General features: G+C 53.1%; 19 protein-coding genes and 1 other RNA gene. 6 read left to right on the top strand and 14 right to left on the bottom strand.

The genetic code is table 11. The annotated features are described in order from the left end of the window. Nucleotides 1-19: 19 nt before the first annotated feature. Nucleotides 20-484, top strand: an RNA gene (rnpB, locus tag L1047_RS05650) — RNase P RNA component class A. A gap of 22 nt (nucleotides 485-506) precedes the next feature. On the opposite strand, the gene L1047_RS05645 is transcribed toward rnpB, so the two are convergent. Next, nucleotides 507-1,148, bottom strand: a complete 642-nt coding sequence (locus tag L1047_RS05645) for a TetR/AcrR family transcriptional regulator (protein WP_235277899.1) — start codon at nucleotides 1,146-1,148, stop codon at nucleotides 507-509. A gap of 300 nt (nucleotides 1,149-1,448) precedes the next feature. Here L1047_RS05645 and L1047_RS05640 point away from each other — a divergent pair, with 300 nt between their 5' ends. The 4 genes from L1047_RS05640 to L1047_RS05625 all read left to right on the top strand — a co-directional run bounded on the left by L1047_RS05640 (nucleotide 1,449) and on the right by L1047_RS05625 (nucleotide 8,820). After that, entirely contained in the window at nucleotides 1,449-2,330 is an 882-nt protein-coding gene (locus tag L1047_RS05640) for an acyl-CoA desaturase (protein ID WP_235277898.1), read from the top strand. A 310-nt stretch (nucleotides 2,331-2,640) separates the two neighbouring features. Continuing rightward, nucleotides 2,641-3,534 (top strand): LysR family transcriptional regulator, encoded by an 894-nt coding sequence (locus tag L1047_RS05635; protein ID WP_235278872.1) that lies wholly within the window; start codon nucleotides 2,641-2,643, stop codon nucleotides 3,532-3,534. Between the two features lie 211 nt (nucleotides 3,535-3,745). Then, complete coding sequence (locus tag L1047_RS05630; RefSeq protein WP_268836147.1) at nucleotides 3,746-3,898, top strand: photosystem II protein Y; 153 nt, start codon at nucleotides 3,746-3,748, stop codon at nucleotides 3,896-3,898. 269 nt (nucleotides 3,899-4,167) lie between these two features. Continuing rightward, nucleotides 4,168-8,820, top strand: a complete 4,653-nt coding sequence (locus tag L1047_RS05625; protein WP_235277897.1) for a PAS domain S-box protein — start codon at nucleotides 4,168-4,170, stop codon at nucleotides 8,818-8,820. Between the two features lie 257 nt (nucleotides 8,821-9,077). Here L1047_RS05625 and L1047_RS05620 read toward each other — a convergent pair whose 3' ends face one another. The 12 genes from L1047_RS05620 to pflB all read right to left on the bottom strand — a co-directional run bounded on the left by L1047_RS05620 (nucleotide 9,078) and on the right by pflB (nucleotide 23,054). Next, complete coding sequence (locus tag L1047_RS05620) at nucleotides 9,078-9,221, bottom strand: chlorophyll a/b-binding protein (RefSeq protein ID WP_235277896.1); 144 nt, start codon at nucleotides 9,219-9,221, stop codon at nucleotides 9,078-9,080. A 103-nt stretch (nucleotides 9,222-9,324) separates the two neighbouring features. Next, nucleotides 9,325-10,023, bottom strand: coding sequence for a glutathione S-transferase N-terminal domain-containing protein (locus L1047_RS05615; RefSeq protein ID WP_235277895.1), 699 nt, complete (start codon nucleotides 10,021-10,023; stop codon nucleotides 9,325-9,327). 174 nt (nucleotides 10,024-10,197) lie between these two features. After that, on the bottom strand, nucleotides 10,198-11,262 hold the full coding sequence (locus L1047_RS05610) for a polyamine ABC transporter substrate-binding protein (protein WP_235277894.1): 1,065 nt from the start codon (nucleotides 11,260-11,262) through the stop codon (nucleotides 10,198-10,200). A gap of 177 nt (nucleotides 11,263-11,439) precedes the next feature. Beyond that, nucleotides 11,440-12,366, bottom strand: coding sequence for a CHAD domain-containing protein (locus L1047_RS05605; protein ID WP_235277893.1), 927 nt, complete (start codon nucleotides 12,364-12,366; stop codon nucleotides 11,440-11,442). Nucleotides 12,367-12,736: 370 nt separating this feature from the next. Further along, nucleotides 12,737-15,451, bottom strand: a complete 2,715-nt coding sequence (locus L1047_RS05600) for a bifunctional acetate--CoA ligase family protein/GNAT family N-acetyltransferase (RefSeq protein ID WP_235277892.1) — start codon at nucleotides 15,449-15,451, stop codon at nucleotides 12,737-12,739. A gap of 4 nt (nucleotides 15,452-15,455) precedes the next feature. Then, a complete protein-coding gene (locus L1047_RS05595; RefSeq protein ID WP_235277891.1) occupies nucleotides 15,456-15,770 on the bottom strand; it encodes a HepT-like ribonuclease domain-containing protein in 315 nt (104 codons plus the stop codon). A gap of 116 nt (nucleotides 15,771-15,886) precedes the next feature. Next, nucleotides 15,887-16,093: a nucleotidyltransferase family protein gene (locus L1047_RS16735; protein WP_443081704.1), complete on the bottom strand. Its 207-nt coding sequence runs from the start codon at nucleotides 16,091-16,093 to the stop codon at nucleotides 15,887-15,889. A 97-nt stretch (nucleotides 16,094-16,190) separates the two neighbouring features. Further along, on the bottom strand, nucleotides 16,191-18,821 hold the full coding sequence (adhE, locus tag L1047_RS05590) for a bifunctional acetaldehyde-CoA/alcohol dehydrogenase (RefSeq protein ID WP_235277890.1): 2,631 nt from the start codon (nucleotides 18,819-18,821) through the stop codon (nucleotides 16,191-16,193). A 109-nt stretch (nucleotides 18,822-18,930) separates the two neighbouring features. Further along, a complete protein-coding gene (locus L1047_RS05585) occupies nucleotides 18,931-19,335 on the bottom strand; it encodes an OsmC family protein (protein ID WP_235277889.1) in 405 nt (134 codons plus the stop codon). A gap of 58 nt (nucleotides 19,336-19,393) precedes the next feature. Then, a complete protein-coding gene (gene pflA, locus L1047_RS05580) occupies nucleotides 19,394-20,143 on the bottom strand; it encodes a pyruvate formate-lyase-activating protein (protein ID WP_235277888.1) in 750 nt (249 codons plus the stop codon). Nucleotides 20,144-20,287: 144 nt separating this feature from the next. Next, the gene (locus L1047_RS05575; RefSeq protein ID WP_235277887.1) at nucleotides 20,288-20,662 is read right to left on the bottom strand and encodes a pentapeptide repeat-containing protein; all 375 of its coding nucleotides are present in this window, start codon (nucleotides 20,660-20,662) and stop codon (nucleotides 20,288-20,290) included. A gap of 118 nt (nucleotides 20,663-20,780) precedes the next feature. Continuing rightward, nucleotides 20,781-23,054: a formate C-acetyltransferase gene (gene pflB / locus L1047_RS05570; RefSeq protein ID WP_235277886.1), complete on the bottom strand. Its 2,274-nt coding sequence runs from the start codon at nucleotides 23,052-23,054 to the stop codon at nucleotides 20,781-20,783. A 664-nt stretch (nucleotides 23,055-23,718) separates the two neighbouring features. Between pflB and L1047_RS05565 the strand changes: the two genes are divergently transcribed. Beyond that, nucleotides 23,719-24,834 (top strand): ATP-dependent 6-phosphofructokinase, encoded by a 1,116-nt coding sequence (locus L1047_RS05565; protein WP_235277885.1) that lies wholly within the window; start codon nucleotides 23,719-23,721, stop codon nucleotides 24,832-24,834. Here L1047_RS05565 and hpxZ read toward each other — a convergent pair. Beyond that, nucleotides 24,831-25,226, bottom strand: coding sequence for an oxalurate catabolism protein HpxZ (gene hpxZ, locus L1047_RS05560; RefSeq protein WP_235277884.1), 396 nt, complete (start codon nucleotides 25,224-25,226; stop codon nucleotides 24,831-24,833). The two genes, L1047_RS05565 and hpxZ, sit on opposite strands and share 4 nt — an antisense overlap. Nucleotides 25,227-25,270 lie beyond the last annotated feature (44 nt).

Genomic DNA, 25,270 nt, shown 5'->3' with positions numbered 1-25,270 from the left:
CCTAGAATCGAGCTGAAGAGAGAGGAGGGGCAGGCGGTCGCGTTTTTGCTGTCGCTACCAGGCAGCAAGAATGAGGAAAGTCCGGGCTTTCAGAAGAACACACTGCTGGGGAAACTCCCAGTGCGGGCAACCGTGAGGATAGTGCCACAGAAACATACCGCCGATGGCTGGGATCCCAGCACAGGTAAGGGTGCAAAGGTAGGGTAAGAGCCTACCAGCAACGTCGAGAGGCGTTGGCTCGGTAAACCCCGGTGGAAAGCAAGGCCGCAGCAAGCAGGATGAGGGCTGTTCTTCGCCCCTGTTGGCTGCATCGAGATCACGGTACCCAGTTGGGGAAGGGTGGTTTCGGTGGTGGTGCGCCGCAAGAGGGTGATGGTAACATCACTCCCAGATAGATGATCGCTAATGCAGAGGAGGCTTTACCTGTCAGAGAGAGGGAGTTCCTCCTGCATCACAGAACCCGGCTTACAACCTCCTCTCTTTTCCCCTACTGGCCGTAGTAGGGTTCATCTCATCCTTGCTATCCCTGCCATCCAAAGCTCCACACAGGCCCGCAAGAGGGGCGGGATCCCTTGGTTTTCAGCCGCTGGTTCTGAGGGATCCCTAGAGTCGGAGGGCAATTCGGCGGTTACTGCCAACATGGCCGCCCCCAAGATCATCAGATGTAAAACCCCGACAGCTGAGTAAAGACGATTCGGATTCGTCTCTCGTATCTCTGAGTTGGGAAATTGCCGCAAATATTCCGTTAACTGTTCCTGTGCTTGGGAAAACCCCAGCCGGAGGGCGTAACGATGCTCCTCGGAATAAAGCCCCGCCTCCCCAACCAACGAACGCACCAGCTCAGGATTGTCGGCCAAAGCTCGAAAACAATTGTTGACATAATTCATCAAAATGGCTTGCAATCCAGAGCCCTGAGCTGTAGTAGGATCCGCTTCTAGGGGAAGATCGGCGATGCCGGAAAACACCCCCAGTTCCCCAAATACTGCCAACAACAACCCCTGCTTAGTACCAAAGTGTCGAAACAGGGTGACTTCGTTCACCCCAGCTAGGTCTGCGATCTGACGGGTAGTGGTCTGAGTAATACCCTGACGAACAAATAGATCTCGGGCCGCATTAAGCAGCCTTTGCCGAGAGGAAGAATAGGCCATGAGAGAAGAAAGCCTGAAGGATTGCGGCGGGCTGCAAGTAACGCTTGCATTCACAGTGGAATATCGTTAAGCTTGATGTCAAGCGAGATCATGTAGGCAGCATTCTGTTTACTGCCTTCCTTCTCCTTATTTAGCCGATTACTTAGCTGGGGCACGCTGTAGCGAAGCACCTTGGGCACCAGCGCACCGCACCCTAAATTGTAAGTTCCAGGCTGAGCCGCTGGGATCCGGCGGTACTTCTTTGCTGAGCAACATCAACATCATTCTAGACTGCCCTTTCTCCTGAGGTTTTATTGGTTCATGGCTGTTTCCCTTCCCAAATCCTTTAATCATCCAGATTCCCTGACTCAGCCCGATCCGCCAGATTCGTTTCGCTTTGCGTGGGAACATGTGCTCTTCTTTGCCATCTTTCATGGGGTGGCCTTGGTGGGAGGGATTTTCTTATTCTCCTGGTCAGCGTTGGGGGTAGCCCTGTTTCTGCACTGGTGTTTCGGTAGCCTTGGCATTTGTCTGGGGTATCACCGCCTGTTGAGCCATCGCAGCTTCCAAGTGCCCAAGTGGCTAGAGTACGTGTTTGCCATTTTGGGTGCCTTGGCCATTCAAGGAGGGCCGCTCTTCTGGGTGGGGAGCCATCGCCAGCATCATGCCTTCACAGAGGACGAGCAAAAAGATCCCTACTCGGCCCGCAAAGGGTTTTGGTGGAGCCACATGCTCTGGCTGATCTACCACCGTGAGGAGTTCTTTAATCCAGAGAAGTACGCTACTTTTGCCCCGGACTTGGCTCGGGATCCCTTCTATCGTTGGTTGGACAAGTACGCCCTGCTTTTGCAACTCCCTCTAGCTGTGGCGCTATACCTGATGGGGGGATGGTCGTTTGTTGTGTACGGGATCTTTGTGCGGGCGGTAGTGCTGTTGCACTGCACCTGGTTGGTCAACTCCGCCAGCCATTTCTGGGGGTACCGCACTTTTGAAAGTGACGACAATGCCCGTAATCTGTGGTGGGCGGCAATTCTCACCTACGGTGAAGGCTGGCATAACAACCATCATGCCGACCCGAAATGCGTTAAGGCAGGCTTGCGCTGGTGGGAAATTGATATGACCTACTGGGCCATCTGGGTTTTGGCTCGCCTGGGCTTGGCTCGCAAACTGCACCTACCCAACTCCACTGGAGCGGCCCGCTAGACTCGTTCGCGCCAGCGCGCCCCTGGCGCAAGGCTTGGATGGTTTGGGAAATCGCTCAATTTTGCACTCAATCTGTAGCAAAAGCCCATAGCTGCCGGAACCCTCAAGGGTTGGGGATCCTTAACTTGTAATTTGTGTCTAGCTTTGGTGGACATGGGGGATGGCTGGCCACAAACTCGATTCACTGCTTGGGTGTAGTTCTTGAGTGTGTGGTTGTCCGCGGATTGCCTGACTTGGATCCACAATCTCTGGGTAAGACAGCCGCGATAGGATCCTTTCAACCCTTAGGGATCTCTCCATGAGCAGCAATATCAAACTGGCTCAGTTGCGAGCTTTGGTGGCAGTGGCCAACCACGGCAACTTCAGTGAAGCAGCTCTACACCTCAATTTGTCTCAGTCGGCTGTTAGCCACTCCATTGCCAGCCTAGAAGAAGAGCTGGGGATCCCATTGTTGATTCGAGGTCGGAATGGGGCCCTGCCCACACCTGCCGGTGAACGGGTAATCGATCATGCCCGCCAGATGTTGAAGTTGTTGGAGGCGATCGAACAGGAGGCCTTGCGAGAACGGGGCTTGCGGGGTGGTAAGTTAAGAATTGGCTCCTTTCGCAGCGCCGCTACCCATTTGTTGCCCCCGATTTTGTCTCGCTTTCGGCATCGCTTCCCCAGCATCGAGATTACGATCCTGGAGCACGACGAATATGTCGGGGTAGAAGAAGACCTGCGGGAAGGGCGTGTGGATTTGGGGTTCACCCATTTGCCTTGTGGCCCAGAACTTGAAACCTTTGAGATCCTGCGGGATGAATATGTTGCCCTGTTGCCTCCTCACCATGCCCTGGGAGACGGGCCTTTAACCTGGGATCAATTGGCCCAACTGCCGCTCATTTTGAGTGCAGATAATTCTGGGTGTTGCTTAGCCCTAGAAAATCATCTCCGCCAGGTAGGTCAGAGCTTTCGCTATGCCTACGAAGTGCGGGAAGACTCGACAGTGGTCAGCATGGTGGCTCAGGGATTAGGAGCAGCGATCTTGCCCCGCTTGGCTGCTGAGCCGGTACCTGCGGGGGTACAGATTCGCAGTTTGCCGGATCCCCTGGAACGGGTAATCGGTGTGGCCCTGCGGGCCAATGGATTACATACTCCGGCTGTATATGCTTTTTTGGACGCGATTCGCGGTACGGGCCTATTTGCCCCGGCTTCGGTAGCCTAGAGGGGTCTAGAAGGGATTTAGATTCCGTCAAAATCTGCCCCGTTGGGATCCCCTACTTGGTTTATTCTGGACATAATCACCGTTCCAGGGTTGTGCCACACTACGCTGCGGAGCCGTGCAAAGAGGCTTTTGGGAAGATTTTCTCAGGAGCTCCACAGCAACCAACGCTGGAAGCCTTGTTCTCACCAATCCTTTAGGGGGATGAAAGACCATGGATATCGATTTTCGTCCGGTTATTGTTTTGGGGCCGATCGTCTTGGTGGTGGGTTGGGCTGCCTACAACATCATTAAGGCGGCAATAAAAGGAGAGGCCAAGCTCTTCGGCGAAAAGGGCAACAATCCCTTTGGCAAAGAAGGCAAGTAAACGACCCGACGCTGACAAGGCAACCCAACCTACCCCGCGATAGCTGTCGAGGAACCCAGCAGGGATCCCTCACCCAGATTGCGTGGGATCCCGTGTTTCTGAGGGCTCAAGAGCGAACGTCACAGCTCCAAACCCTAAGACCGCATTCTCTCCATCCATAGGCAGAAGAAGAGCCGCCCCTAAAGCTATGCTGGGGTTATCTCTTTTTATACCGCCGATCTTCGGGGTAAATTGGCCCTGCGGTGAATCCCTGCTGCTGTGCTCGACCTATGCCCAAGGCACCTCTCCCTCCCAACGAAGCGCAACGGCTGGCTGCCCTGCGCGAGTACCGCATTTTAGATACTGCGCCCGAAGCCAGCTTTGATGAGTTAGTGCGTTTGGCGGCCTACGTTTGTGGTACCCCTATCGCGTTGGTCAGCCTCATCGATGTGGATCGGCAGTGGTTTAAGGCCAAGCTTGGGCTAGATGCCGAAGGAACCCCGCGGGATTATGCATTTTGCGCCCATGCCATCTTGAATCCCCAAGAACCCTTGGTCGTGGAAGATGCCCAAAAAGACGAGCGCTTTGCCGATAACCCCCTTGTGACTGGGGATCCCCACATTCGCTTCTATGCCGGGATCCCGTTGGTTACTCCAGAAGGGCATCCGCTGGGTACCTTGTGTGTCGTCGACTATCAACCTCGCCACCTCAGCCAAGAACAGCTAGAGCAGCTCAAAGCCCTAGGACATCAGGTGGTTGCCCAACTAGAGCTCCGCCGTAGCCTCAATCAGCTTTCCCGTGCACCCTTAACCTTCTCTAAAAACACAGCTGCTCTCAATCAACCAACCCCTAAAAAAAAGAAGAAATCTTTTCTTCTTAAAGTTACGGCGGGGTTTGGTATCGCGGCCATTCTCTTGGGAGGAATTACCTACTTAAATCAACGCAATTTGCTGCGGCTCCCCCAAGTCACGGCCAAAGTGACTCACACCTTTGAAGTTCTCAAGAATCTGGAGGGCTTGCTCGCAGAAATCCGCTCAGCAGAAACCAATCAACGGAGCTACCTTCTGACCAGTGATATCCGCTATCTAAACGACTACCAAGAAAGTCTTCAAGCCATTCCAACACGGGTGCGCCTGTTGCGCGAGCTCACTTCCGATAATCCAACCCAACAGGAGTACCTGACCCAGGTGGAGCAACTGCTAGAACAGCGGCTAAACCTGTTGCAGGAATTGATCAATCTCAAAGATCAAGAGACGCTTTCGCTGGTACAACAGCAGCTCCGCCGTTACGAAGGGCCAAGGATTATGGATCAGATCACAACCCTGATCCAAGCCATGCAACAGGAAGAAAACCGCCTCCTACAAGAGCGCAGTCTGCGCACTCAGCTCGCCCTAATCAACGCCAATACCACCTTTTTGGGCGGGTTGGTTTTTACTTGTGTGGTTTTGTTGTTGATTTACCTGCTGATTCGGCGGGAAATTGAAGAGCGGGAACGAGTGGAAACTTTTCTTAAACAAGAACGAGATTTTACCAATGCCGTCATCGATACAGCAGGAGCCTTGGTGGTGGTAGTGGATCCTGAAGGGCGCATCCTCCGTTTTAACCAAGCAGCTGAGCAACTGTCTGGCTATACTCTAGCAGAAGTAAAAGGACGGCTTCTATGGGATGTGGGATTGATCCCACTGGAAAATATTGCCGGGGTAAAACAAGCTTTCCAAAACTTAAAAGGACATGATCTCCTCGTTCGTCATGAGAACCTTTGGCGAACTAAGCAAGGGGCACTACGGTTAATCTCTTGGTCGAATACAGCCTTGATCAATGAGAGTGGCTCTATTGAATTCATTGTGGGCACGGGTATTGATATCACCGACCGCAAATTGGCGGAGATGGCCCTGAGGGAGAGTGAAGATCGCTACCGAGACTTGTTTGAAAATGCAACCAATCTGATTCAAAGTGTGGATGTAGAGGGGTATTTCATTTACGTCAATCGAGCCTGGCGAGAAACTCTAGGATATGAAGAGGATGAGATTCACCAGCTCACTTTCCTAGATGTTATCCATCCTGATAGTCGAGAGCATTGTCAAAGGATTTTTCAGCAGCTATTAAGCGGTCAAAAGGTGGATCAAATTGAGGCTGCCTTCATCACTTCCAAAGGAGAAGTAGTATGGGTGGAAGGCAATGTTAATTGTCGATTTGTGGATGGCGAGCCAGTCTCTACCCGTGGCATTTTTCGAGATATTACGAAGCAAAAGCAGGTTTCTGAGGAGTTAGAACGTCAATATCGTCAAACCAGGCTATTCTCAGAGCTGAGCTTGAAAATTCGAGAGTCTTTACAAATCGAGGAGATACTAGAAACAACGGTTAGGGAAATCCAAGCCCTTCTGAATGCTGATCGTGTCTTGGTCTATCGCTTTCATGCAGATCACTCCGGTAGGGTTGTGAGTGAGAAGGTGACCCAGGGCTACCTTCCTTTAATCGATCAAGTGATCGAAGATGACTGTTTTCAACGCAGCTTTTTCCACTTGTATGCGCAGGGTCGCATCAAGGCTGTGCATGACATTACAGCAGGTGAATTTAGTGACTGTCATGCTCAGTTATTACAGAAATTTCAAGTTAAAGCTAATATAGTGGTGCCAATCTTTTTGCAAAAAGAGCTGTGGGGCCTATTGATTACCCATCAATGTTCAGAGCCTCGCCATTGGCAGCCTTTTGAAGTGGAATTACTCTCCCAATTGGCAAATCAAATTGGTATTGCGTTGGCCCAAGCGGAGATGCTGCAACGGGAAACCCAGCGCAATCTTGAACTGGAACAAGCCCGCAAAATGGCCGAAAAAGCCTCGGAAGCTAAGAGCAGTTTTTTGGCCACCATGAGCCACGAAATTCGCACCCCCATGAACGCGGTGCTAGGAATGACGGGGTTATTGCTGGAAACGCCCCTTAGTCCGGAGCAACAGGACTTTGTTGAGACCATCCGCATCAGTGGCGATACCCTGCTTAGTCTCATCAACGAGATTCTTGATTTCTCCAAGTTGGAAGCCGGGGAAATGGAGCTTGAAATTCTCGATTTCGACCTGGGATCCTGCCTGGAGGAAGTTGCCGATTTGTTTGCCCCCAACGCCCATGCCAAAGGGTTGGAATTGGCCGTATTGATTCAACAGGAGGTGCCGCGTCAGTTGCGGGGCGATGGATCCCGGCTGCGACAGGTTCTCACCAATTTGGTGGGCAATGCCATTAAGTTCACCCACAGTGGCGAAGTGCTCCTGCAAGCCGAGCTTCTGGATCAAACCACCACCCATGCGCACCTGAAAATATCCGTCAAAGATACGGGGATCGGCATCCCTCTGGAGCTGCAGTATAAGCTGTTTCAACCCTTTAGCCAGGTGGATGCCTCCACCACCCGCAAATATGGTGGCACGGGGTTGGGTTTGGCCATTTGCAAACAACTGACGGAATTAATGGGGGGCAAAATCACCCTGGAAAGTCAGGAGCACCAGGGCAGCACCTTCAGTGTGGAACTCACTCTAGAAAAACAACCGCCCTCAGTGCTCAAACAAATCTCACAACTCCCGACTCGCATTCCGGCTGACCTGCGCGGCAAACGGCTTTTGGTGGTGGATGACAACGCCACCAACCGCAAGATCGTCCGTTACCAAGCCACCGCCTGGGGAATGCTCGTAGAGGAGGCTGAAAGTGCCCAGCAAGCGCTAGACAAACTGCGGCAAGCCCTACGAGATAGGATCCCGTTTCAGGTGGCGGTGCTGGATATGCAGATGCCCGAGGTGGATGGAGAAACCTTGGGCCGTTGGATCAAAGGGGATCCCTTGCTGGCGGAGACGCAACTGGTGATGATGACCTCGATTGGCTTTGGAGAAACATCACACCGCATTCTGGAGATTGGTTTTGCCGCCTACTTGATCAAGCCCGTCAAACAAATCCGTCTGCGAGAGGCTTTGGCCATTGCCTTGGGGAAACCCTCTGGCCTGTCGGCACCTCTTTTGAGTATGACCACTCCCCTGCCGCAATCAGAACGTATCGACGAGACCAAAGTTGCCTCCAAACCACAGCAACCGTGTCGGGTATTGTTGGCAGAAGATAACCCGGTGAACCAGAAAGTGGCTCTGCGGCAGTTACGCAGCTTGGGCTATGGAGTGGATGTGGTGGCCAATGGCCAAGAGGTGTTGGATTTGCTGGAGCATATCACCTACGACATCATCCTGATGGATTGTCAAATGCCAGTGATGGATGGTTATGAAGCCACTCGCCATATTCGCCAACAGGAAAAGGGATCCCATCAACACACAGTGATAATTGCCATGACCGCCAATGCCCTGCGCGAAGATCGAGAACGCTGTTTAGCTGCAGGAATGGATGACTATCTGAGCAAGCCCGTGTTGAAAGAAGATTTAGAAAAGATGCTGACCCATTGGAGTCAAGTTGTTGTGACCAAGGCCACAGCCACTGAGGGATCCCTGTCGGAGTCAGAAGCCAGCTCGACCCGTGATGAAATCCCCATGGATCTTTCCGATCTTGCCCTCCACCCTACAGAGCCCCTCACTTTGCCCTACCCTATTAACCAAGCTCACCTAGAGCAAGTTTCCGGCGGCGATCGGGAGTTTGAGCAAGAACTTTTGCAGGTGTTTACCGAGGATGCGGCTGAGCAACTGCACCAGATTCATCAAGCTATCGCCCACCAAAATGCAGAAGCTTTGCGCAAAATTAGCCATCGGCTGAAGGGGGCCAGTGCCAATGTGGGGGCAGAAGCCTTTTGTCAAATTGTGCGAGAGCTAGAACAACTAGGGCTACAGTTTGCTCATAACCAGGAGAATGGAGCGGGATCCCAAGCCGAAGACTGGCTGCGCCCGCAACAAGCCTTAGTCAATTTGGAACAAGTCCTCGCCGATATTCGCCAATACTTGAACAGTCTAAAACCAAAACAAGACTAAACCCACATCAAACCAACGTCGAATTTCAACCCCACCCAACAGAGCATCCTTTCAAGTCATTGCGTATCTCATCAATCTCATCAAGAATCTCACAAAAAACTGGGCCGAGAGGAGCGTTTTGCGCAGCCCCACCTCAAACCCAGCTCCTGGGTACAGGTTTCGAAGTAGTCAGTCGCTAAGCAACTTGGGCTTGACCCAGAGGGTACAAACCTATCTTCTACAGAGAGTATCTACAGAAGAAGTCCGCAAACTGGGAATCACAGCAGGCCGATCTGGGAGAGGATCCCTTGGCCAGTCAGCAATTCAGTGGCTACGCCAATCACAAAGCCCATCATCGCCAAACGACCGTTCCACTTTTCGGCGAAGGCGGTAAAGCCAAACTTAGCCTCTTGGTTCTCCATGTTCTGAACTCCATCAGTTGGTGACATCTCCACTTTGGCTCAAGTGTTAAAAAGTGTCAAGTTTTATGTCAAGAGACTGAAACAGAGTAGTGCCCCCTTGACATTAGCGCTTTTGGTATTGCTTGTCACCGAATAAGATCTGCCGCTCGTCGTCGCTCATGGTTTGATTGGGGGGGCGACGCACCTCCGCCAGCAGTTGCAAGCCCCTTTGCACCGCAGGACGGGCCTCAATTGCTGCTAACCAGCGTTTGACCTGCGGAAAGTCCTCGATATTCAGCCCTTGGCGCTCGTAGCCGCGCATCCAGGGGAAACTGGCTATATCGGCGATGGAGTAGTCACCCGCTAAATATTCCGACTCCGTCAATACCTGCTCCACTACCCCAAACAAACGCCCAGTCTCTTTGACGTAGCGATCGATGGCGTAGGGGATCTTTTCGGGGGCGTAGTGCTGGAAGTGGTTGGCCTGGCCCATCATCGGCCCTATCCCACCCATCTGGAACATCAGCCACTGGATGACTCGGTAGCGGGATCCCATCTCTGTGGGCATCAGTTGTCCACTTTTTTCCGCCAGATACATCAAAATCGCGCCCGACTCGAATAGCGAATAGGGCTTGCCACCCGGCCCATCGGGATCCACAATGGCGGGCATTTTGTTGTTGGGGCTGATCTTGAGAAACTCGGGGTCGAACTGCTCCCCTTTGCCGATATTGACGGGAATGACGTTGTAAGGGATCCCCACCTCCTCCAACATGATCGAGATTTTGTAGGCATTCGGAGTGGGCCAAACGTACAGATCGAGCATCGCCAAGGATCCTCAGGGTAGGTCGCTTAGCATTCTAACCTTCTCGATTCTGACATCTGGCATGAAAAGAGTGTTCTGGATCCCGTTGGGTTTCCCCTTGACAGCTTTTTCCACCTGCATATCAGCCGTTGAGCAGGATCCTTGCTTGGTGGCAGATTTGTCTAGATTTCTAGATTAGCTGCTTTTTACCGTCGTCCAGAGAGCATCGATCAGGCGCATTTCTTCCCCAGACAACACGCTGGAGTAGGTGAGCTTGGCCAGAAGCTCTTCATCTGGGTAGATGGCGGGGTTTTCCAGATCTTCCGGTTCAATCATCGGTAATGCCGCAGCATTAGGGGTGGCAAAGCGGTTGTAGTTGCTCAGCTGAGCACCCACTTCAGCATCCAAAATAAAGTTAATGAAGCGGTTGGCCAGCTCGGGGTTTGGGGCTTTTGCCGGAATCGCCAGGGTATCCAGCCAAATGTTGGCCCCCTCCTTCGGAACAAAGTAGCCAATTTCAGGGTTTTCTTCGGCAGCTTGTAGGGCATCGCCGCTGTAAACCATGGCTACATTGGCGGTGCCGGAAACCAGTTGATTCTTGCCCCCCACACCCCCAATCAGTCCGGCGCTGCGGCGTTTGGTGTCAATCAACAGTTGCTGAACCTGCTGCAGTTCTGAGCGAACAGTGGTGTTCATATCGAAGCCCAGATAAATGGCGGCAGTCCCAATCATGGAGCGCATCTCATCGATCATCATAAAGGGACCGTACTGCTGATCTGGATCAAAAATTAGGCCCCAAGAGCGCTCAAAATCTTCTGGCAGACGATCTCGGCGGTAGCCGATGCCGGTGGTGCCCCATTGGTAGGCGGCGGTGTAGGTATCTTCCGGATCAAAGGGCAAACCGACAAATTTTTCGCCTAGGTTGCTGAAGTTGGGAATGAGATCTTTATTGAGGGGTTGCAACAGGCCCAGTTCCAGCATGTTGGGCACGATGTAGTCTGTCGGCACCACAATGTCGTACTGGCTGACGCCGCCCCCCTGTAGCTTGGCCACCATGTCTTCGTTGGATTCGTACAGGCTCACCACTACTCGACTGTTCGTCTCCTCCTCAAAGGCGGTGAGGATGTCGGGGTCGATGTATTCTGACCAAATGTAAAGGTTGAGGGTTTGCCCCTGAGCTGAGGTAGTCTTGGGCCAAAAGCCAGCTAAGGTGAGCAGGCAGCAGAGCAGCATCGTAACTGAGGCAATCCACTTTTTCATGATGTTTCCCATCCCAAATTCAACACTTGTGAGAGCCAGGGATCCCCATTTGTCCCCAGGTTAAGTCGCTAAGGATCTACCCAAAGTTTCAGGCTTTAGGGGTATTCTCAACCTCTATGGACTTCAGCGCAAATGATCGGATCCCTGCTGTCTAGCCCGCTACATCGCGGGAGCAGTTCATTCTGTTGGGGTAGGGATGAGAAGCCTTTGGTACAGATGCCACTGCTCATCTGGACTGAGATAACGATGCTGCTGTTGGGGCCAGTCGTGGAGGGCCAGTCTTTGTTGGTCTTGTAAAGGGCTTTGCAGGCCGGAGTCGGGATCTAGGTGCGCTCGCAAAACCTGCAGATCGTTGAAGCGGCCCAGTTGTTCTTGGAGCTGCTTCAGGGTCTCTGTCCAGTTCTGTACCGCTTCCCCATAAAAGGTTGAGAAAAACTCCATCTGATAGCGCAGCCGTTTGGTGGCCTTGCGGAGTTTGTGCAGTTGTTTTGTCTGGGATCCCTTCTCGGGAAAAGCGGGGATGCGCCAGCCCGGTTGTAAGAGCCACTCGGCCAGCAATGGGGTGAGCAAATGGGGCAGGCTTTCCTTTAGGGGGAGTTGGGCTTGGGGAGTGTAGCGGGGGCAGCTCAGCCACTGTTCGCAGGCGGCTTGGAACTCCAAAAAGGTGGGGTCTTTCAAGACGCGACGAGAACGCTCTTGGGCTTTGGCTTGACGACGGGCTAACTCTTTGATGAGGTGTTTCAGTTCTACCTGTTGCGCTTCCGGGATCCCATTCCAGCAGGGTTCTTGCAGGATCTCGATCAACACATCCAGATCCCGTTGTTTGCCCAAAAGGCTGGCGAGCTTTTGTAGCCGTTTGGTTTTAAGGGAGGCCGGCAGCTTAACGGCACTTTGGAACACCTGCACCCAAGTGCCGATGCGGCGCAGGGCAACCCGGATTTGATGGAGGGATTCTGCAGCCTCTGGGTGGTGGGACAGTACCCGTTCGACGTGTTTCTGCAACCGTTGCCACTGCAGGCTCAGCAGTTGATGGGCTTCGCTGCCTAGGGTGGGTGGGGATGGGGGCGAAAGTAAGATCTTCTGCTCAGCGGTAATCGTCTTCATCGGTGTAGTGTCCTGCCATAATCCAACAGAGCTAACCTCAGGAAGCTAGTCGATTAGTCGATTACCTGAAGAACCTAGGCGTTGCCCAAGAGATTTCCCAGATTAACCTAATATTAACCTTGAGTTCAAGAACTGATGAAGCAGTGCTGGGGTAGGAGTGTAAAATCACTGTCGAGAACGGCAAGGGGCCTATCCTACTGCGGGAGTGAGCCTGCAGGTGAGGCTTCAGCAAAATACAGCGGTTCCTGATCGTGCTACCCGGAGGGTCATCGCCTTGCAATGTGCTAGCATCACTCAACTGTGCAAATGCTTTAGATAGGCAGAAATCGCTGTGGAGGCTACACCTGATTGAGAGCCACAGGCTGGTTTTTCAAGTCTCGGAGGATGGGGTCAGTGCCAGGGAAGCATGGAGGATCCCGGGTTCGCCTGCCGGTTCCAGTTGGAAGCCGATTCGTTTACATAGACGGCGCATGGCTTCGTTCTCCGACAAAATTTCCCCTGTCAGGCGTTGGATCCCCTCCCAGCCAGCCACCTCTACCAAGCGAGTCAGCAGCTCCGTGCCAATGCCCTGCCGCTGATAGGGATCCGCCACCAACATAGCGAATTCGGCTTCGGGGATGCCGTGTTTTTGGGTGAGGCGACAGACCCCTAAGATGGCGGGGCTGGGATCCCGAATTTCAGCCACCAAAGCGATCTCGCGATCGTAATCATTAAAACAGATGCGGGTGAGCCGCTCGTGGGCCACCCGGGCGCTGTATTTCATAGCATGGAAATAGCGCAAGTAGACACTTTGATCCGAAACCTGCTGATGAAAGGCGATGATCAACGGCTCATCTTCGGGGCGGATAGGACGGATGGTAATACCATCCCGGAAGGGCCAGATGTATTGGGTGGGGTAGGGACGAATCGCCAAAGGGATCTGGGGATCCTGTCCGGATCCCAAAATAATGCGGGCATCCAGAGCCAGCAGCCCGTTGGCAGAAGCCAGTAGCGGGTTGATGTCGATCTCTTTGATACGGGGCTGTTCGGCCACCAGTTGGCTGAAGCGCACCAAGAGCTGTTCCAGGGCCTCTAGATCCACCGCTTTGCGGCCCCGTACCCCTTTGAGGGCCTTGTGGATGAGGGTATTCTCCATCAGGCGGCGGGCCAAGGTGCTGTTGAGGGGAGGCAGCCCAATCGCTCGATCCTGAAACACCTCCACCAGTTGGCCGCCGGTACCAAACACCAAGACCGGGCCAAACTGCGGATCCTGGCTACTACCCAAGATCAACTCATAGCCGTCTGTACGGATCATCGGCTGAACCGTCACCCCTTGGAAATGCTCCGGCCCTGCTTTTTTGGTGACATTGGTTTGAATCTGCTGGTAGGCCCGACGCACTGCTTCTGCATCCGGCAAGTTGAGCTGAACGCCGCCTACATCGGTTTTGTGGGTGAGGGTGTGGGAGTAGAGCTTGAGGACGACTGGATACCCCATACCTTCGGCCGCCCGCACGGCAGCTTCAGAGTTGTCGGCCACGAGGGTGGGCACCACCGGGATCCCGTAGGCGGCGAGGATCCCTTTGGATTCGGCTTCCGTGAGCAGGGTGCGTTGCTCCACCTCCGCTTGCTGCAAAAGCTGCTCCACTTTGTCTCGCTCGATCTGTTCATGAGTGGAAAGGGTGGGGGTTTCGTAGAGGGCCTTGAGGCTATAGCTAAACCGCCAGAGATGGCCGAACACACGGGCCGCTTGGTCGGGATAGCGATACGTAGGGATCCCGGCCTGGTTGAGGATGGCCTCACCTGCATCCACCTCGGCTCCTCCCATCCAACTGGCTAAAATTGGCCGCTGGGATCCGCTCTGCCGCCAAACCTGTACCACCTGCTCCGCCGTCCGGGTGGGATCCGTCATCGCTTGCGGGGTGAGGATCACCAAGCAGCCGTCACTTTCGCGATCCCGCAAAACGATGTCTAAGGCTTGGGCAAAACGCTTCGGCTCGGCATCCCCCAGAATATCGATGGGATTGCCGTGGCTCCAATGGGGCGGCAACAGTTGATCCAACTGCGCCACCGTCGTAGAACCCAAAGGGGTTAGGGCTCCGCCGGCGCGAATCAGAGCATCGGTGGCCAGCACCCCAGGCCCTCCCGCGTTGGTGATGATGCTGAGCTGGGATCCCTTGGGGCGGGGTTGTTTGGCCAGCACCTCCGCCATATCGAACAGATCCTCGATGTGATCCACTCGCAATACACCGCAGCGGCGGAAGGCCGCATCCAGTACCGCATCGCTGCCGGTCAGGGATCCCGTGTGAGAAGCTGCCGCTTGGGCCGCCGCCTGAGTTCGTCCGGCTTTGATCACGATGATGGGTTTGCTCAGAGCCACCTCACGAGCCGCCGAGAGAAATGAACGGGCATCCCCGATCGATTCCATGTAGAGCACAATGCTGTGGGTATGGGGATCATCCCCCAAATAATCAATTAGATCCCCCCAGCCCACATCCAGCATGGAGCCCAGAGAAATAAAGGCGCTAAAGCCAACATTTTCTTGTAAACTCCAATCCAAAATCGAGGTACACAAAGCCCCACTTTGGCTGATAAATCCGACTTTACCAGGGCGGGCCATTTGACTGGCAAATGTTGCATTGAAACCCATTATCGGATTTTGGATCCCCAGACAGTTAGGGCCGATCAAGCGCAATTTACCGTGAGCAATCTGCTTGATTTGATGTTCCAGTTGGATCCCTTCTGGGCCAATTTCTTTGAATCCTGCCGAGAGGATAATTGCCCCTTTCACACCGGCATCCACACACTCTTGGACAACACCAGGAACTCCTGCTGCTGGGATGGCAATTACCGCCAAATCCACCGGCTCGGGCAAGGATTGAATCCGATCGTAGGCCCGGATCCCTAGAACATTATGTCGTTTGGGATTGATGGGATAAACTGTACCCCCAAAAGGACGACTGATTAGATTCCACAAGACCGTTCGACCCACACTTCCCTCCCGCTCCGTTGCGCCAGTCACAGCAACAGAACGAGGCGAAAAAATAGGATCCAATGGATGGGATCCGGTTTTCCAAATATCGGTAACAGGGTCTGGACAATGTAGCATAGCCTTACTCCTTAAGGGGCGAGGGATCCGTTTCCAACATGGCTTTGACAACGGATTCCAACGGATCAAGATGGTTTTCGATTACTTTCATTACTATTTGGGGATCAATATCTCCGAGATAGTTATGAACTAAAATATTTCGGAAATCACTAATGTTGTGCCAAGGTATTTTTGCATAAATCCTCTTTAGTTCAAGTAGCAAGCGTTGAGTTGCTTCTGAAAGGGTTTGCAGGTTTCGCAAAGTTACATCATAGAGAATCTCATCTTGGATGAGATCTCCTCGAAGCTGAATACAGCAAATTTTGGCAATCGCGTCCATGATATGAAGGGCATGCCAAGACTTCTTCACAGCTCAAGTACTTCCTTTAGGGCTAGTTCTCGAATATGACGATTTAACTCATGCTCTGGAATTAGGTCAACAGATCTTCCTAGCAATTAGGCCAGTGAATCCTGAAGAGCAATTCGTCGGAAAAAGAGATCATAACCAGGGGGAAAATTAACCAGAAAATCGATATCGCTATCCAATTTTTCTTTCCCCCTAGCTACAGCTCCAAACATGCGAATAGATCGTGCTCCATGCTGCCGGGCCAAGAACAAGATTTTTTCTTTCAGAGTATTCTCATCCAAGTCGCGGGTTTCCACAGGAGAGTTGGGTTTAGAAAACAATGTAGAGGGTATCAGTATCCTCAAAGGATTAGATTTGCATGACCCCAATCTCCCCTTTTAATGCCTTCAACCCCTAAGCCAACACGGGATCCTCCTGATGGTAGAGGGCGGCATCCACCTTAAAGCCCCGATAGGCCAGGACGTACAACTCCTTCATATCCCGAATCAGCGGGTAGCGGGGGTTGGCTCCGGTGCATTGGTCGTCAAAGGCTTGTTCTGCCATAGTTTCCAGATGATCGTAAAATTCCTGCTCGGTTTCACTCAGGGTTTCTCGAATGGTCATCGGGATCCCAACTTTTTGCTTGAGATCTTCGATAGCATCGATCAGCCGCATCACCTTTTCGTCATCGTTGGCCCCGCCCAGGTGTAGATGGTCGGCGATCTCGGCATAGCGGTGCTTGGCGTTGGGATAGCGGTATTGCGGGAAAATTGCCTGCTTGAAGGGGGCGTCGGTGGCGTTGTAACGGATCACATGGCTAATCATCAGAGCATTGGCCAAGCCGTGGGGCACATGGAAGGTGGATCCCAGCTTGTGGGCCAAGGAGTGACAGACTCCCAAAAAGGCATTGGCGAAGGCCATCCCGGCTATGGTGGCGGCGTAGTGAACTTTTTCCCGCGCTTCCGGATCCTCAGCGCCTTTTTCGTAAGCACGGGGCAAATAGGTAAGCAACAGCTTGATGGCTTGTAGAGCCAAACCATCCGTGAAATCACTGGCCATCACCGATACATAAGCCTCAAGGGCATGGGTGAGGGCATCGATGCCGCCGTAGGCCGTCAGCTTTCTGGGCATTTTCAGCGTTAAGTCGGGATCCACAATGGCCATATTGGGGGTGAGGGCGTAGTCCGCCAGGGGATACTTAATTCCCACCCGGTCATCGGTGACCACCGCAAAGGGGGTGACCTCAGAGCCGGTGCCGGAGGTGGTGGGAATGCAAATCAACTGGGCCTTTTGTCCTAAAGCTGGCAGCTCGTACACCCGCTTGCGGATATCCATAAATCGCATGGCCAATCCTTCAAACTCCACCTGCGGCTGCTCATACATCAGCCACATCACCTTGGCCGCATCCATCGGGGATCCCCCGCCGACGGCGATGATCACATCCGGCTGGAAGTTGCGCAGTTGCTCGAGGCCCCGATTGACATTGCTGAGGGTGGGATCCGGCTCCACATCGTGATAGACATCCCAATTCACCTTGATCTCATCCAACACCTGGGTGATGAGGTGCAACATGCCCAGATCAAAGAGGGGTTTATCGGTGATGAGAAAAGCCCGCTTTTTGCCCTCCAATTCCCGCAGGGCCACCGGCAAACAGCCCGGCTTGAAGTAGATCTTGGGCGGGATCCGGAACCAGAGCATGTTTTCCCGCCGTTGGGTCACGGTTTTGATGTTGAGCAGATGGTGAGGCCCAACATTTTCTGACACAGAATTGCCCCCCCAGGTACCACAGCCCAAAGTCAGCGAAGGATCCAACTTGAAGTTATATAGATCTCCAATCGCTCCCTGTGACGACGGCGTATTGATCAACACCCGTGCCGTTTGCAGAGCATTTTCAAAGTAGGCGATATCATCCCGATTGGCCGGATCCGTGTAGAGCACCGAGGTGTGTCCCTTACCACCGAAGTTGACCAGTTGTGAGGCAATCTCTACAGCCGTGTGAAAATCTTTGGCTCGATAGAGGGCCAGCACCGGGGCCAATTTTTCATAGGAAAAAGGTTCCTCAACACCTACGGTTTCCACTTCCCCAATCAACACTTTAGATCCCTCTGGCACCTGCATCCCGGCCAATTGAGCGATGGTCTCCACCGGCTGACCCACTATACCTGGATTCAATCGGCCATCTTTGAGGATGATTTGTCGAACGGCTGCAGTTTGTTCCGGATCCAAGATATATGCCCCGCGATTCCGAAACTCGGCTTTCACCTGCTCGTAAATGGTATCTACCACCACGACCGATTGTTCAGAGGCACAGATCATGCCGTTGTCAAAGGTTTTGCTCAGCAAAATGGAACTCACCGCCATGGGAATATCGGCACTGGCATCGATCACCGCCGGAGTATTGCCCGCCCCCACCCCCAAGGAAGGATGACCAGAGGAGTAAGCCGCTTTCACCATGCCAGGGCCACCCGTCGCTAGGATCAATTTCACCTCGGGGTGCTGCATCAGGGCTTGGGACAGTTCGACGGTGGGTTCATCAATCCAGCCAATCAACCCTGGCGGGGCACCCGCCGCTTCGGCAGCTTTCTTGACGATCTTGGCAGCGGCAATACTACAGCCTTTGGCCCGAGGATGCGGCGAAAAAATGATGGCATTGCGGGTTTTGAGGGCAATCAGAGCTTTAAAAATCGTGGTGGATGTGGGGTTGGTCACTGGCACAATACCGGCCAGGATCCCAATCGGCTCGGCGATTTTTTCGTAGCCAAAGCCTTCGTCGTGTTCGATCACCCCGCAGGTCTTTTCGTGCTTATATTTGTTGTAGATGTATTCTGAGGCAAAGTGATTTTTGATCACCTTGTCTTCCACGATGCCCATGCCGGTTTCTTGTACTGCCAACTTGGCCAACGGGATCCGCTCATTGTTGGCGGCCAAGGCTGCTTTGCGGAAAATCTGATCCACCTGCTCCTGGGTGAAGGTGGCGTATTGAGCCTGAGCGGCTTTGACCTCTTGAATCAAGGTTTCGAGTTCGGCTAGCTTCGTGACTGGCATAACGGATCCCTCCAAATTTCGTCAATGAGCATCAATGATTCAGAAACAATTGGGAACAATTGAATAAATTGAGAATAAAAATAAGATGGCTACAACCAATGCATTAGCCCTAAACGGGTGCAGGAACCTGAATTTCAGTGATGAGATTGGGAGGATAGGTAAGAGTGTTGTGAATGATGCAGGCATCCACTGCTTTTTCTAGGCCCTTTTGATGATGTTCATCCAACAGGATCCCAGTTTTGACTTGAATGCGAATGTTGTCGAGGCGGGTGGGATTATTGACTTTATCAGCAGTCACCACCACGTTTAAGCCACTGGGATCCAGGTGCCGCGCCTCCAGATATTTGACCGCGTAAAAGCCCACACAGGCCCCCAGAGAAGCCAAAAACCATTCTGGTGGGGTCATGCCGCCATCTTGGCCATGATTATCCAAAGGTTGATCGCTCAGGATGCGATGCCCTCGGCTCTCTGCTTGAAACCTAACACCGTCTTGGTAAGTAATGCGAACATCCATTGGGGATCTCTCTCCTTAATCCATCAGGGTCAGTTCAGAAAGTCAAGCTGAAACTGGATTAGACCGCTATCAATCCTTGATCCCGAAATGTTTGTAAAACCTTGTTCACCTGTTCGGGCGTAGGCGGATCCACATCTTTTAGGACATAAGCTAGACCCAATTGCTGCCATTTGTATTCCCCCATCTTGTGAAAAGGCAAGACCTCCACCCGCTCCACATTGGATAAACTGGCTACAAATTGAGACAGACCTTTCACATTTTCTTCGGGATCCGTCAGCCCTGGCACCAAGACAAATCGGATCCAGGCGGGCTTACCGATCTCAGCTAAATAACGAGCAAACTGCAAGGTAGGCTCTAGGGCAACGCTGGTTACTTTGCGGTAGAGATTGGGCTCATAGGATTTGATGTCGAGCAACACCAAGTCGGTGTGTTCTAGGACAGGTTTTGCCGCTTCAAGCTGGACATAACCAGAAGTGTCCAAGGCTGTATGTAACCCTAATTCATGGCAGCGACGGAAGATCTCTGCCACAAACTCCGGCTGCATCAGAGGCTCACCCCCCGTCACCGTTACACCTCCCTTGCGTAAATAGGGTTGATACGTTTTCACCTCAGAAATTAGCTCTTCGACAGTTACTGCTGTCCCTGCATAGGGATCCCGACAATCGGGGTTATGGCAGTACAAACAGCGCAGTGGACAGCCCTGAGTGAAAATCACAAAGCGAATCCCGGGGCCATCAACAGTACCACAGGTTTCGATGGAGTGAATGCGTCCCGTGATGGGGGTAAGGGTGTTGATCACAGTATCCATACGTTCATCCTGGATTGCTTTTTGAAAACATCAACCGATCTTGAGATTTTCTTTCGAATTGATATTTTTGTGTTAAATATAATACGGTTTTTGTTTTCCTTTAGAAAAGCAATTGCGCTGATTCTACGGAGATTCTACGGAGATCTAAATAGACGTGTTATGCATACGATGATCTCTGGGATTAAATTCTTTGGGGAAGTGGGTATAGGTGTCGAAATCAGATTGATCCAGCAAAGCTTCTTCTAAGACAGCTCCCTGGAAATTGCTGCCAAATAGCAGACATCCTCGCAAATCAGCTCCTGACAAGTTAGCCCCGCTGAAATCAGCAAAACTGAGATCACACCCGCGCAAATTGGCCCCTGTCAGGGTAGCCCCACTAAAATCGGCATAGCTCAGATCAGCTCCGGCCAAGTGGATCCCGCGTAGATCAGTGTCTTGCAGTTCAATCTCCTGGAAATCTCGTCGTCCTGATGCATAGTGACGGACAAGATCTTCAACATTAGAGGCAGTCATGGTCATAGGGCCTCCTCGATATCTCAATAAGGGATCCCCTCTTTCGACCCAACTTGAAGGGAATGACGGGGATCCCGACTCGCTCCGCTAGATCCTCACTAGATCTAGATCCTCAACAGGATCCTCAACAGTGTTGATGGAAGGTGCGGTTGATGACATCCAGTTGCTGCTCGCGGGTGAGCTTGATGAAATTCACCGCATAACCCGATACTCGAATGGTGAGCTGTGGATAGAGTTCCGGGTGATCCATAGCATCTAGCAGGGTCTCGCGGCTGAAGACATTCACATTCAGGTGAAAGCCGCCATCTTGCACATAGCCATCCAGTAGCCCCACCAGGTTGTCCACCCGCTCTGCCTCTGTCCGTCCCAACGCCCCCGGCACAATCGAAAAAGTGTTGGAAATGCCATCCTGAGCATCGGCGTAGGGCAACTTGGCCACCGAAGCAAGCGATGCTATTGCCCCCTTGGTATCCCGCCCGTGCATGGGGTTGGCCCCCGGCGCAAAGGGATCCCCCGCTCGCCGCCCATCGGGGGTATTGCCGGTCTTTTTGCCATAGACCACGTTGGAGGTGATGGTCAAGATCGACTGGGTGGGCAGGGCATTGCGATAGGTTTTGTGCTTGCGCAGCTCTGCCATGAAAGTCTGCACCAGTTGCACAGCAATTTGATCGGCCCGGTCATCATTGTTGCCGTATTTGGGGAAATCCCCATCCACGGTGTAATCCACCGCTAGACCCCGCTCATCCCGGATTACCCGCACCCGAGCATGTTTAATGGCAGAGAGGGAATCTGCTACCACCGACAAACCGGCCATGCCAAAGGCCATCGTGCGCAAAATATCCCGGTCGTGCAAGGCCATCTCGATGCGCTCGTAGCAGTATTTGTCGTGCATGTAGTGAATGATGTTCATGGTGTTGACGTAGGTTTTTGCCAACCAAGCCATCATCTGCACCATGCGGGGCCAAACCTCGTCGTAATCCAGCACATCAGCGGTGATGGGGGCGTAGGCAGGGGCCACTTGATCCCCAGATTTTTCGTCTTTGCCGCCATTGATGGCGTAAAGTAGGCACTTGGCCAGGTTCACCCGTGCCCCGAAAAATTGCATCTGCTTGCCGATGCGCATAGCCGACACGCAGCAGGCGATGCCGTAGTCGTCACCCCAGTAGGGTCGCATTAGGTCGTCATTCTCGTACTGGATGGAGCTGGTCTGGATCGACACTTTGGCGCAGTAGCGCTTGAAGGCCTCCGGCAGCCGCTCCGACCACAGCACCGTCAGGTTCGGTTCGGGAGCAGGGCCTAGGGTGGTGAGGGTGTGCAGGATGCGGAAGCTGGTTTGGGTCACCAGAGGCCGCCCGTCAATGCCCATGCCACCGGTGCACTCCGTCACCCAGGTGGGATCCCCGCTGAAGAGTTCGTTGTAGTCGGGGGTGCGCAAAAACCGCACCATGCGCAGCTTCATCACGAAGTGGTCAATGAGTTCCTGGGCTTCCGCTTCGGTGAGGATCCCGGCTTGTAGATCCCGCTGGATGTAGATATCCAAAAAGGTAGAAACCCGCCCTAAGGACATGGCCGCCCCGTTTTGCTCCTTCACCGCCGCCAGATAGCCCAAGTACAGCCATTGGATGGCCTCGCGGGCATTGGCCGCCGGACGGCCTAGGTCAAACCCGTAGCGGGATCCCAGCTCCTTAAGCTCCTGGAGAGCCTTGATCTGCTCCGAGAGTTCTTCCCGCAGGCGGATGGTGTCTTCGTCCAAGGTATCCAGATCGAGGCTGTCTTTTTGGGCCTGTTTGTCTTCGATCAGCCGATCCACCCCGTACAGGGCCACCCGCCGATAATCCCCAATCACTCGCCCGCGTCCATAGGCATCCGGTAGGCCAGTGATGATCCCGGAGCGGCGACAACGGCGCATCTCCTCGGTGTAGGCGTCGAAGACCCCATCGTTATGGGTTTTGCGGTAGGTGGTGAAGATCTCTTTGGTTTGTGGATCCAACTCATAGCCGTAGGCCTTGAGAGAAGCTTCCACAACACGAATGCCGCCGAAGGGCATAATGGCCCGCTTCAGAGGTTTGTCGGTTTGCAGCCCCACAATTTGCTCTAGGTCTGGATCGATATAACCAGGAGCATGGCTGGTGATCGTAGAGGGCACAGCGGTATCAGCATCCAAAACCCCCCGCTCCCGCTCAAGGGCCATCAAGTCTTTGACCTTGGCCCACAGCTGCTGGGTACGCTCCGTTGCTCCCATCAAGAAGGCTTCATCACCACTGTAGGGGCTGTAATTGCGCTGAATAAAATCCCGCACATCGATGGAGCGCTGCCAGGATCCCGTTACAAAAGGTTTTGGAGCAACCTGACTGACTATTTCGTATCCTTGAGGCCGAGATAACACATCGACAACCATATCTGCTCTCCTAGAATTAGGTGCAAAGACAGAATCTATTCAACCGAGAGCATTGGGATTGCAATTGAGATTGCAGGTTAGATTGCATTCAGTTTCGCAGCGATTGGGCCAACATTTATCAACAATCGTGTTGTTTTTTACCCTCGGCTTTATCCTGTATGTATCCATTCTAGAGCGGCTTTAAGGGCTAGCCCATTCTGTCAAAGTCTATGAAGGAATCTCCAGAATTAGTTCTGGTTTGTTGGGGATCATCAAGAAAATGAGTTTTACAGCTTTTTTCAGCGCTATAACAGGGGCACACCGATACGACTGCATGGGTGAAACGGAGGTCTTGCGCATCGCGGGATGGAGTCTTTTCCTAGCTACGGCTCACATGGGCCAATCTCCTGTCTGATGTAGATTCTGGGCTGCCTCAGCATCTTAGAATTTTGATGAGTTTTTTGATGGGTTTTATGAATTGGGTCAGCACTCACGAACAGAATGGCAGGATGTGGGCGCCAGTTCGGGTGAGTTGAATCTATCCTGACAATCAAGCCAGCACTCATACCCGGCACTGATCTTGTAGATCGTCTTAAATTTTCCCCATTTCCCCACATTGGGTTGGACACTCATCCCTACTCCCCTTCTCATGGGCTAGGTGTTGACTTGTCCAAACTGGAGATCTATGCCAAAGCGTAAACGAATCGGGATCCTCACCAGCGGCGGCGACTGTGGCGGCCTCAATGCGGTGACTCGGGCGGTGGTACGACGGGCACGGGATTATGATATGGAGGTTTTCGGCATCAAAGATGCGACCGCAGGACTCATGGCTCGTCCAGTCGAGGCGGAACTGCTGGATGTAAAGCGGGTATCGGGCATTTTGCGCTATGGCGGCACAATCCTGGGTACCGTCAACAAGGGCAACCCTTTCGCCTTTCCCATGCCCGATGGTAGCCTGGCGGATCGCTCCGCAGAAGTGATCGAGGGCTATCACCGGCTGGGGTTGGATGCGCTAATTGGGGTGGGCGGGGATGGTAGCTTGGCTATCCTGCGCAAACTGGCTTTACAGGGGAATTGGAACTTTGTTGGCGTACCCAAAACCATCGACAACGATGTCGGCGCTACAGAGTATTCCGTCGGGTTCAACACCGCTCTGAGCGTGGCTGTAGAGGCACTAGATCAACTCACCTATACCGCCATTAGCCACAGCCGTGTCATGGTCATGGAGGTGATGGGGCGAGACGCTGGTCACATTGCTATCAGTGCCGGAATTGCTGGTGGAGCCCATGTCATTTTGATCCCAGAGATTCCTTATACCTTGGAGAAGGTCTGTAGAAAGATCATCGACCGTAAAGAACGGGGCAATAATTTCAGCATTGTGGTGGTGGCGGAGGCAGTTAAAACTGAATCTGGCGAACCTGTCACCTATACCAATAGCTTGGGGCAGTGTCTCTACGGTGGCATTGGTCAGTATATTGGCAATGAGATCGCCCTGCGCACGGGCATTGAAACCCGAGTGATGATCCTGGGCCATTTGCAGCGGGGGGGAACCCCCTCTCCTTTGGATCGGCTGCTGGGGGCAGCCTTTGGGGTGGCGGCAGTGGATTTGATCGCCCGTGGGCAATTTGACCACATGGTGGCCTGGCAAAATCGGCGTGTGGTGGCTGTCCCTTTGGTGGAGGCGATAGCCCAATATCGAGGCGTAGAGGTGGATGGCGTTTTGGTGGCGACGGCGATGGGTCTCAATACTTATGTCGGCGAGTTGGACCCAATCTTTTTCCCAACCCTTGGCCCTAGCTAGGATCCCTCGGGCAGAAAAGAAACATGGGCAGAAACAATCTTCCAGCCAATATCGGGAAATTTGTACCACATCTGGCTTTGGCGGCCCAAACGCGGGATCCCGTTCACTGGACGACGAAATTCTAGGGTGACCGAGCCACAATCCTCCCCAAACGTAACCACCTGCAAACGCAGCATTTCACGGGCTAAATTCATGGCAGGGCGCTGTTTGCGAAAAGCCTCGATTTCTTCCCCCCCGTAGAGGTTCTCTCCGACCCCGAAGCGCACCACCTGCGGCCCGTCCCAAAACAGACGGGTCATGGCGGGCACATCATTGCTGGTCAGGGCTGTTTCGTACTGCTGATAGAGTTCCGTTAACTCTGCCACCACCTCGGGACGATTCACCACAGTCATAGGTCAAACTCGTCACATTTCAACAAGAGCCTTGTCATCCTAAG

Origin of the sequence: Synechococcus sp. Nb3U1 (assembly GCF_021533835.1) — a bacterium.
Classification (GTDB): domain Bacteria; phylum Cyanobacteriota; class Cyanobacteriia; order Thermostichales; family Thermostichaceae; genus Thermostichus.
Note: the sequence above shows the minus strand (reverse complement) of the source record. Positions and strands in the feature narration are given on the sequence as shown.

Bases quoted from the DNA above. Each gene is read 5' to 3' on its own strand.
- L1047_RS05645 (WP_235277899.1), bottom strand. From the start codon at position 1,148: ATGGCCTATTCTTCCTCTCGGCAAAGGCTGCTTAATGCGGCCCGAGAT.
- L1047_RS05640 (WP_235277898.1), top strand. From the start codon at position 1,449: ATGGCTGTTTCCCTTCCCAAATCCTTTAATCATCCAGATTCCCTGACT.
- L1047_RS05630 (WP_268836147.1), top strand. From the start codon at position 3,746: ATGGATATCGATTTTCGTCCGGTTATTGTTTTGGGGCCGATCGTCTTG.
- L1047_RS05625 (WP_235277897.1), top strand. From the start codon at position 4,168: ATGCCCAAGGCACCTCTCCCTCCCAACGAAGCGCAACGGCTGGCTGCC.
- L1047_RS05620 (WP_235277896.1), bottom strand. From the start codon at position 9,221: ATGGAGAACCAAGAGGCTAAGTTTGGCTTTACCGCCTTCGCCGAAAAG.
- L1047_RS05615 (WP_235277895.1), bottom strand. From the start codon at position 10,023: ATGCTCGATCTGTACGTTTGGCCCACTCCGAATGCCTACAAAATCTCG.
- L1047_RS05610 (WP_235277894.1), bottom strand. From the start codon at position 11,262: ATGAAAAAGTGGATTGCCTCAGTTACGATGCTGCTCTGCTGCCTGCTC.
- L1047_RS05605 (WP_235277893.1), bottom strand. From the start codon at position 12,366: ATGAAGACGATTACCGCTGAGCAGAAGATCTTACTTTCGCCCCCATCC.
- L1047_RS05600 (WP_235277892.1), bottom strand. From the start codon at position 15,451: ATGCTACATTGTCCAGACCCTGTTACCGATATTTGGAAAACCGGATCC.
- L1047_RS05595 (WP_235277891.1), bottom strand. From the start codon at position 15,770: ATGGACGCGATTGCCAAAATTTGCTGTATTCAGCTTCGAGGAGATCTC.
- adhE (WP_235277890.1), bottom strand. From the start codon at position 18,821: ATGCCAGTCACGAAGCTAGCCGAACTCGAAACCTTGATTCAAGAGGTC.
- L1047_RS05585 (WP_235277889.1), bottom strand. From the start codon at position 19,335: ATGGATGTTCGCATTACTTACCAAGACGGTGTTAGGTTTCAAGCAGAG.
- pflA (WP_235277888.1), bottom strand. From the start codon at position 20,143: ATGGATACTGTGATCAACACCCTTACCCCCATCACGGGACGCATTCAC.
- L1047_RS05575 (WP_235277887.1), bottom strand. From the start codon at position 20,662: ATGACCATGACTGCCTCTAATGTTGAAGATCTTGTCCGTCACTATGCA.
- pflB (WP_235277886.1), bottom strand. From the start codon at position 23,054: ATGGTTGTCGATGTGTTATCTCGGCCTCAAGGATACGAAATAGTCAGT.
- L1047_RS05565 (WP_235277885.1), top strand. From the start codon at position 23,719: ATGCCAAAGCGTAAACGAATCGGGATCCTCACCAGCGGCGGCGACTGT.
- hpxZ (WP_235277884.1), bottom strand. From the start codon at position 25,226: ATGACTGTGGTGAATCGTCCCGAGGTGGTGGCAGAGTTAACGGAACTC.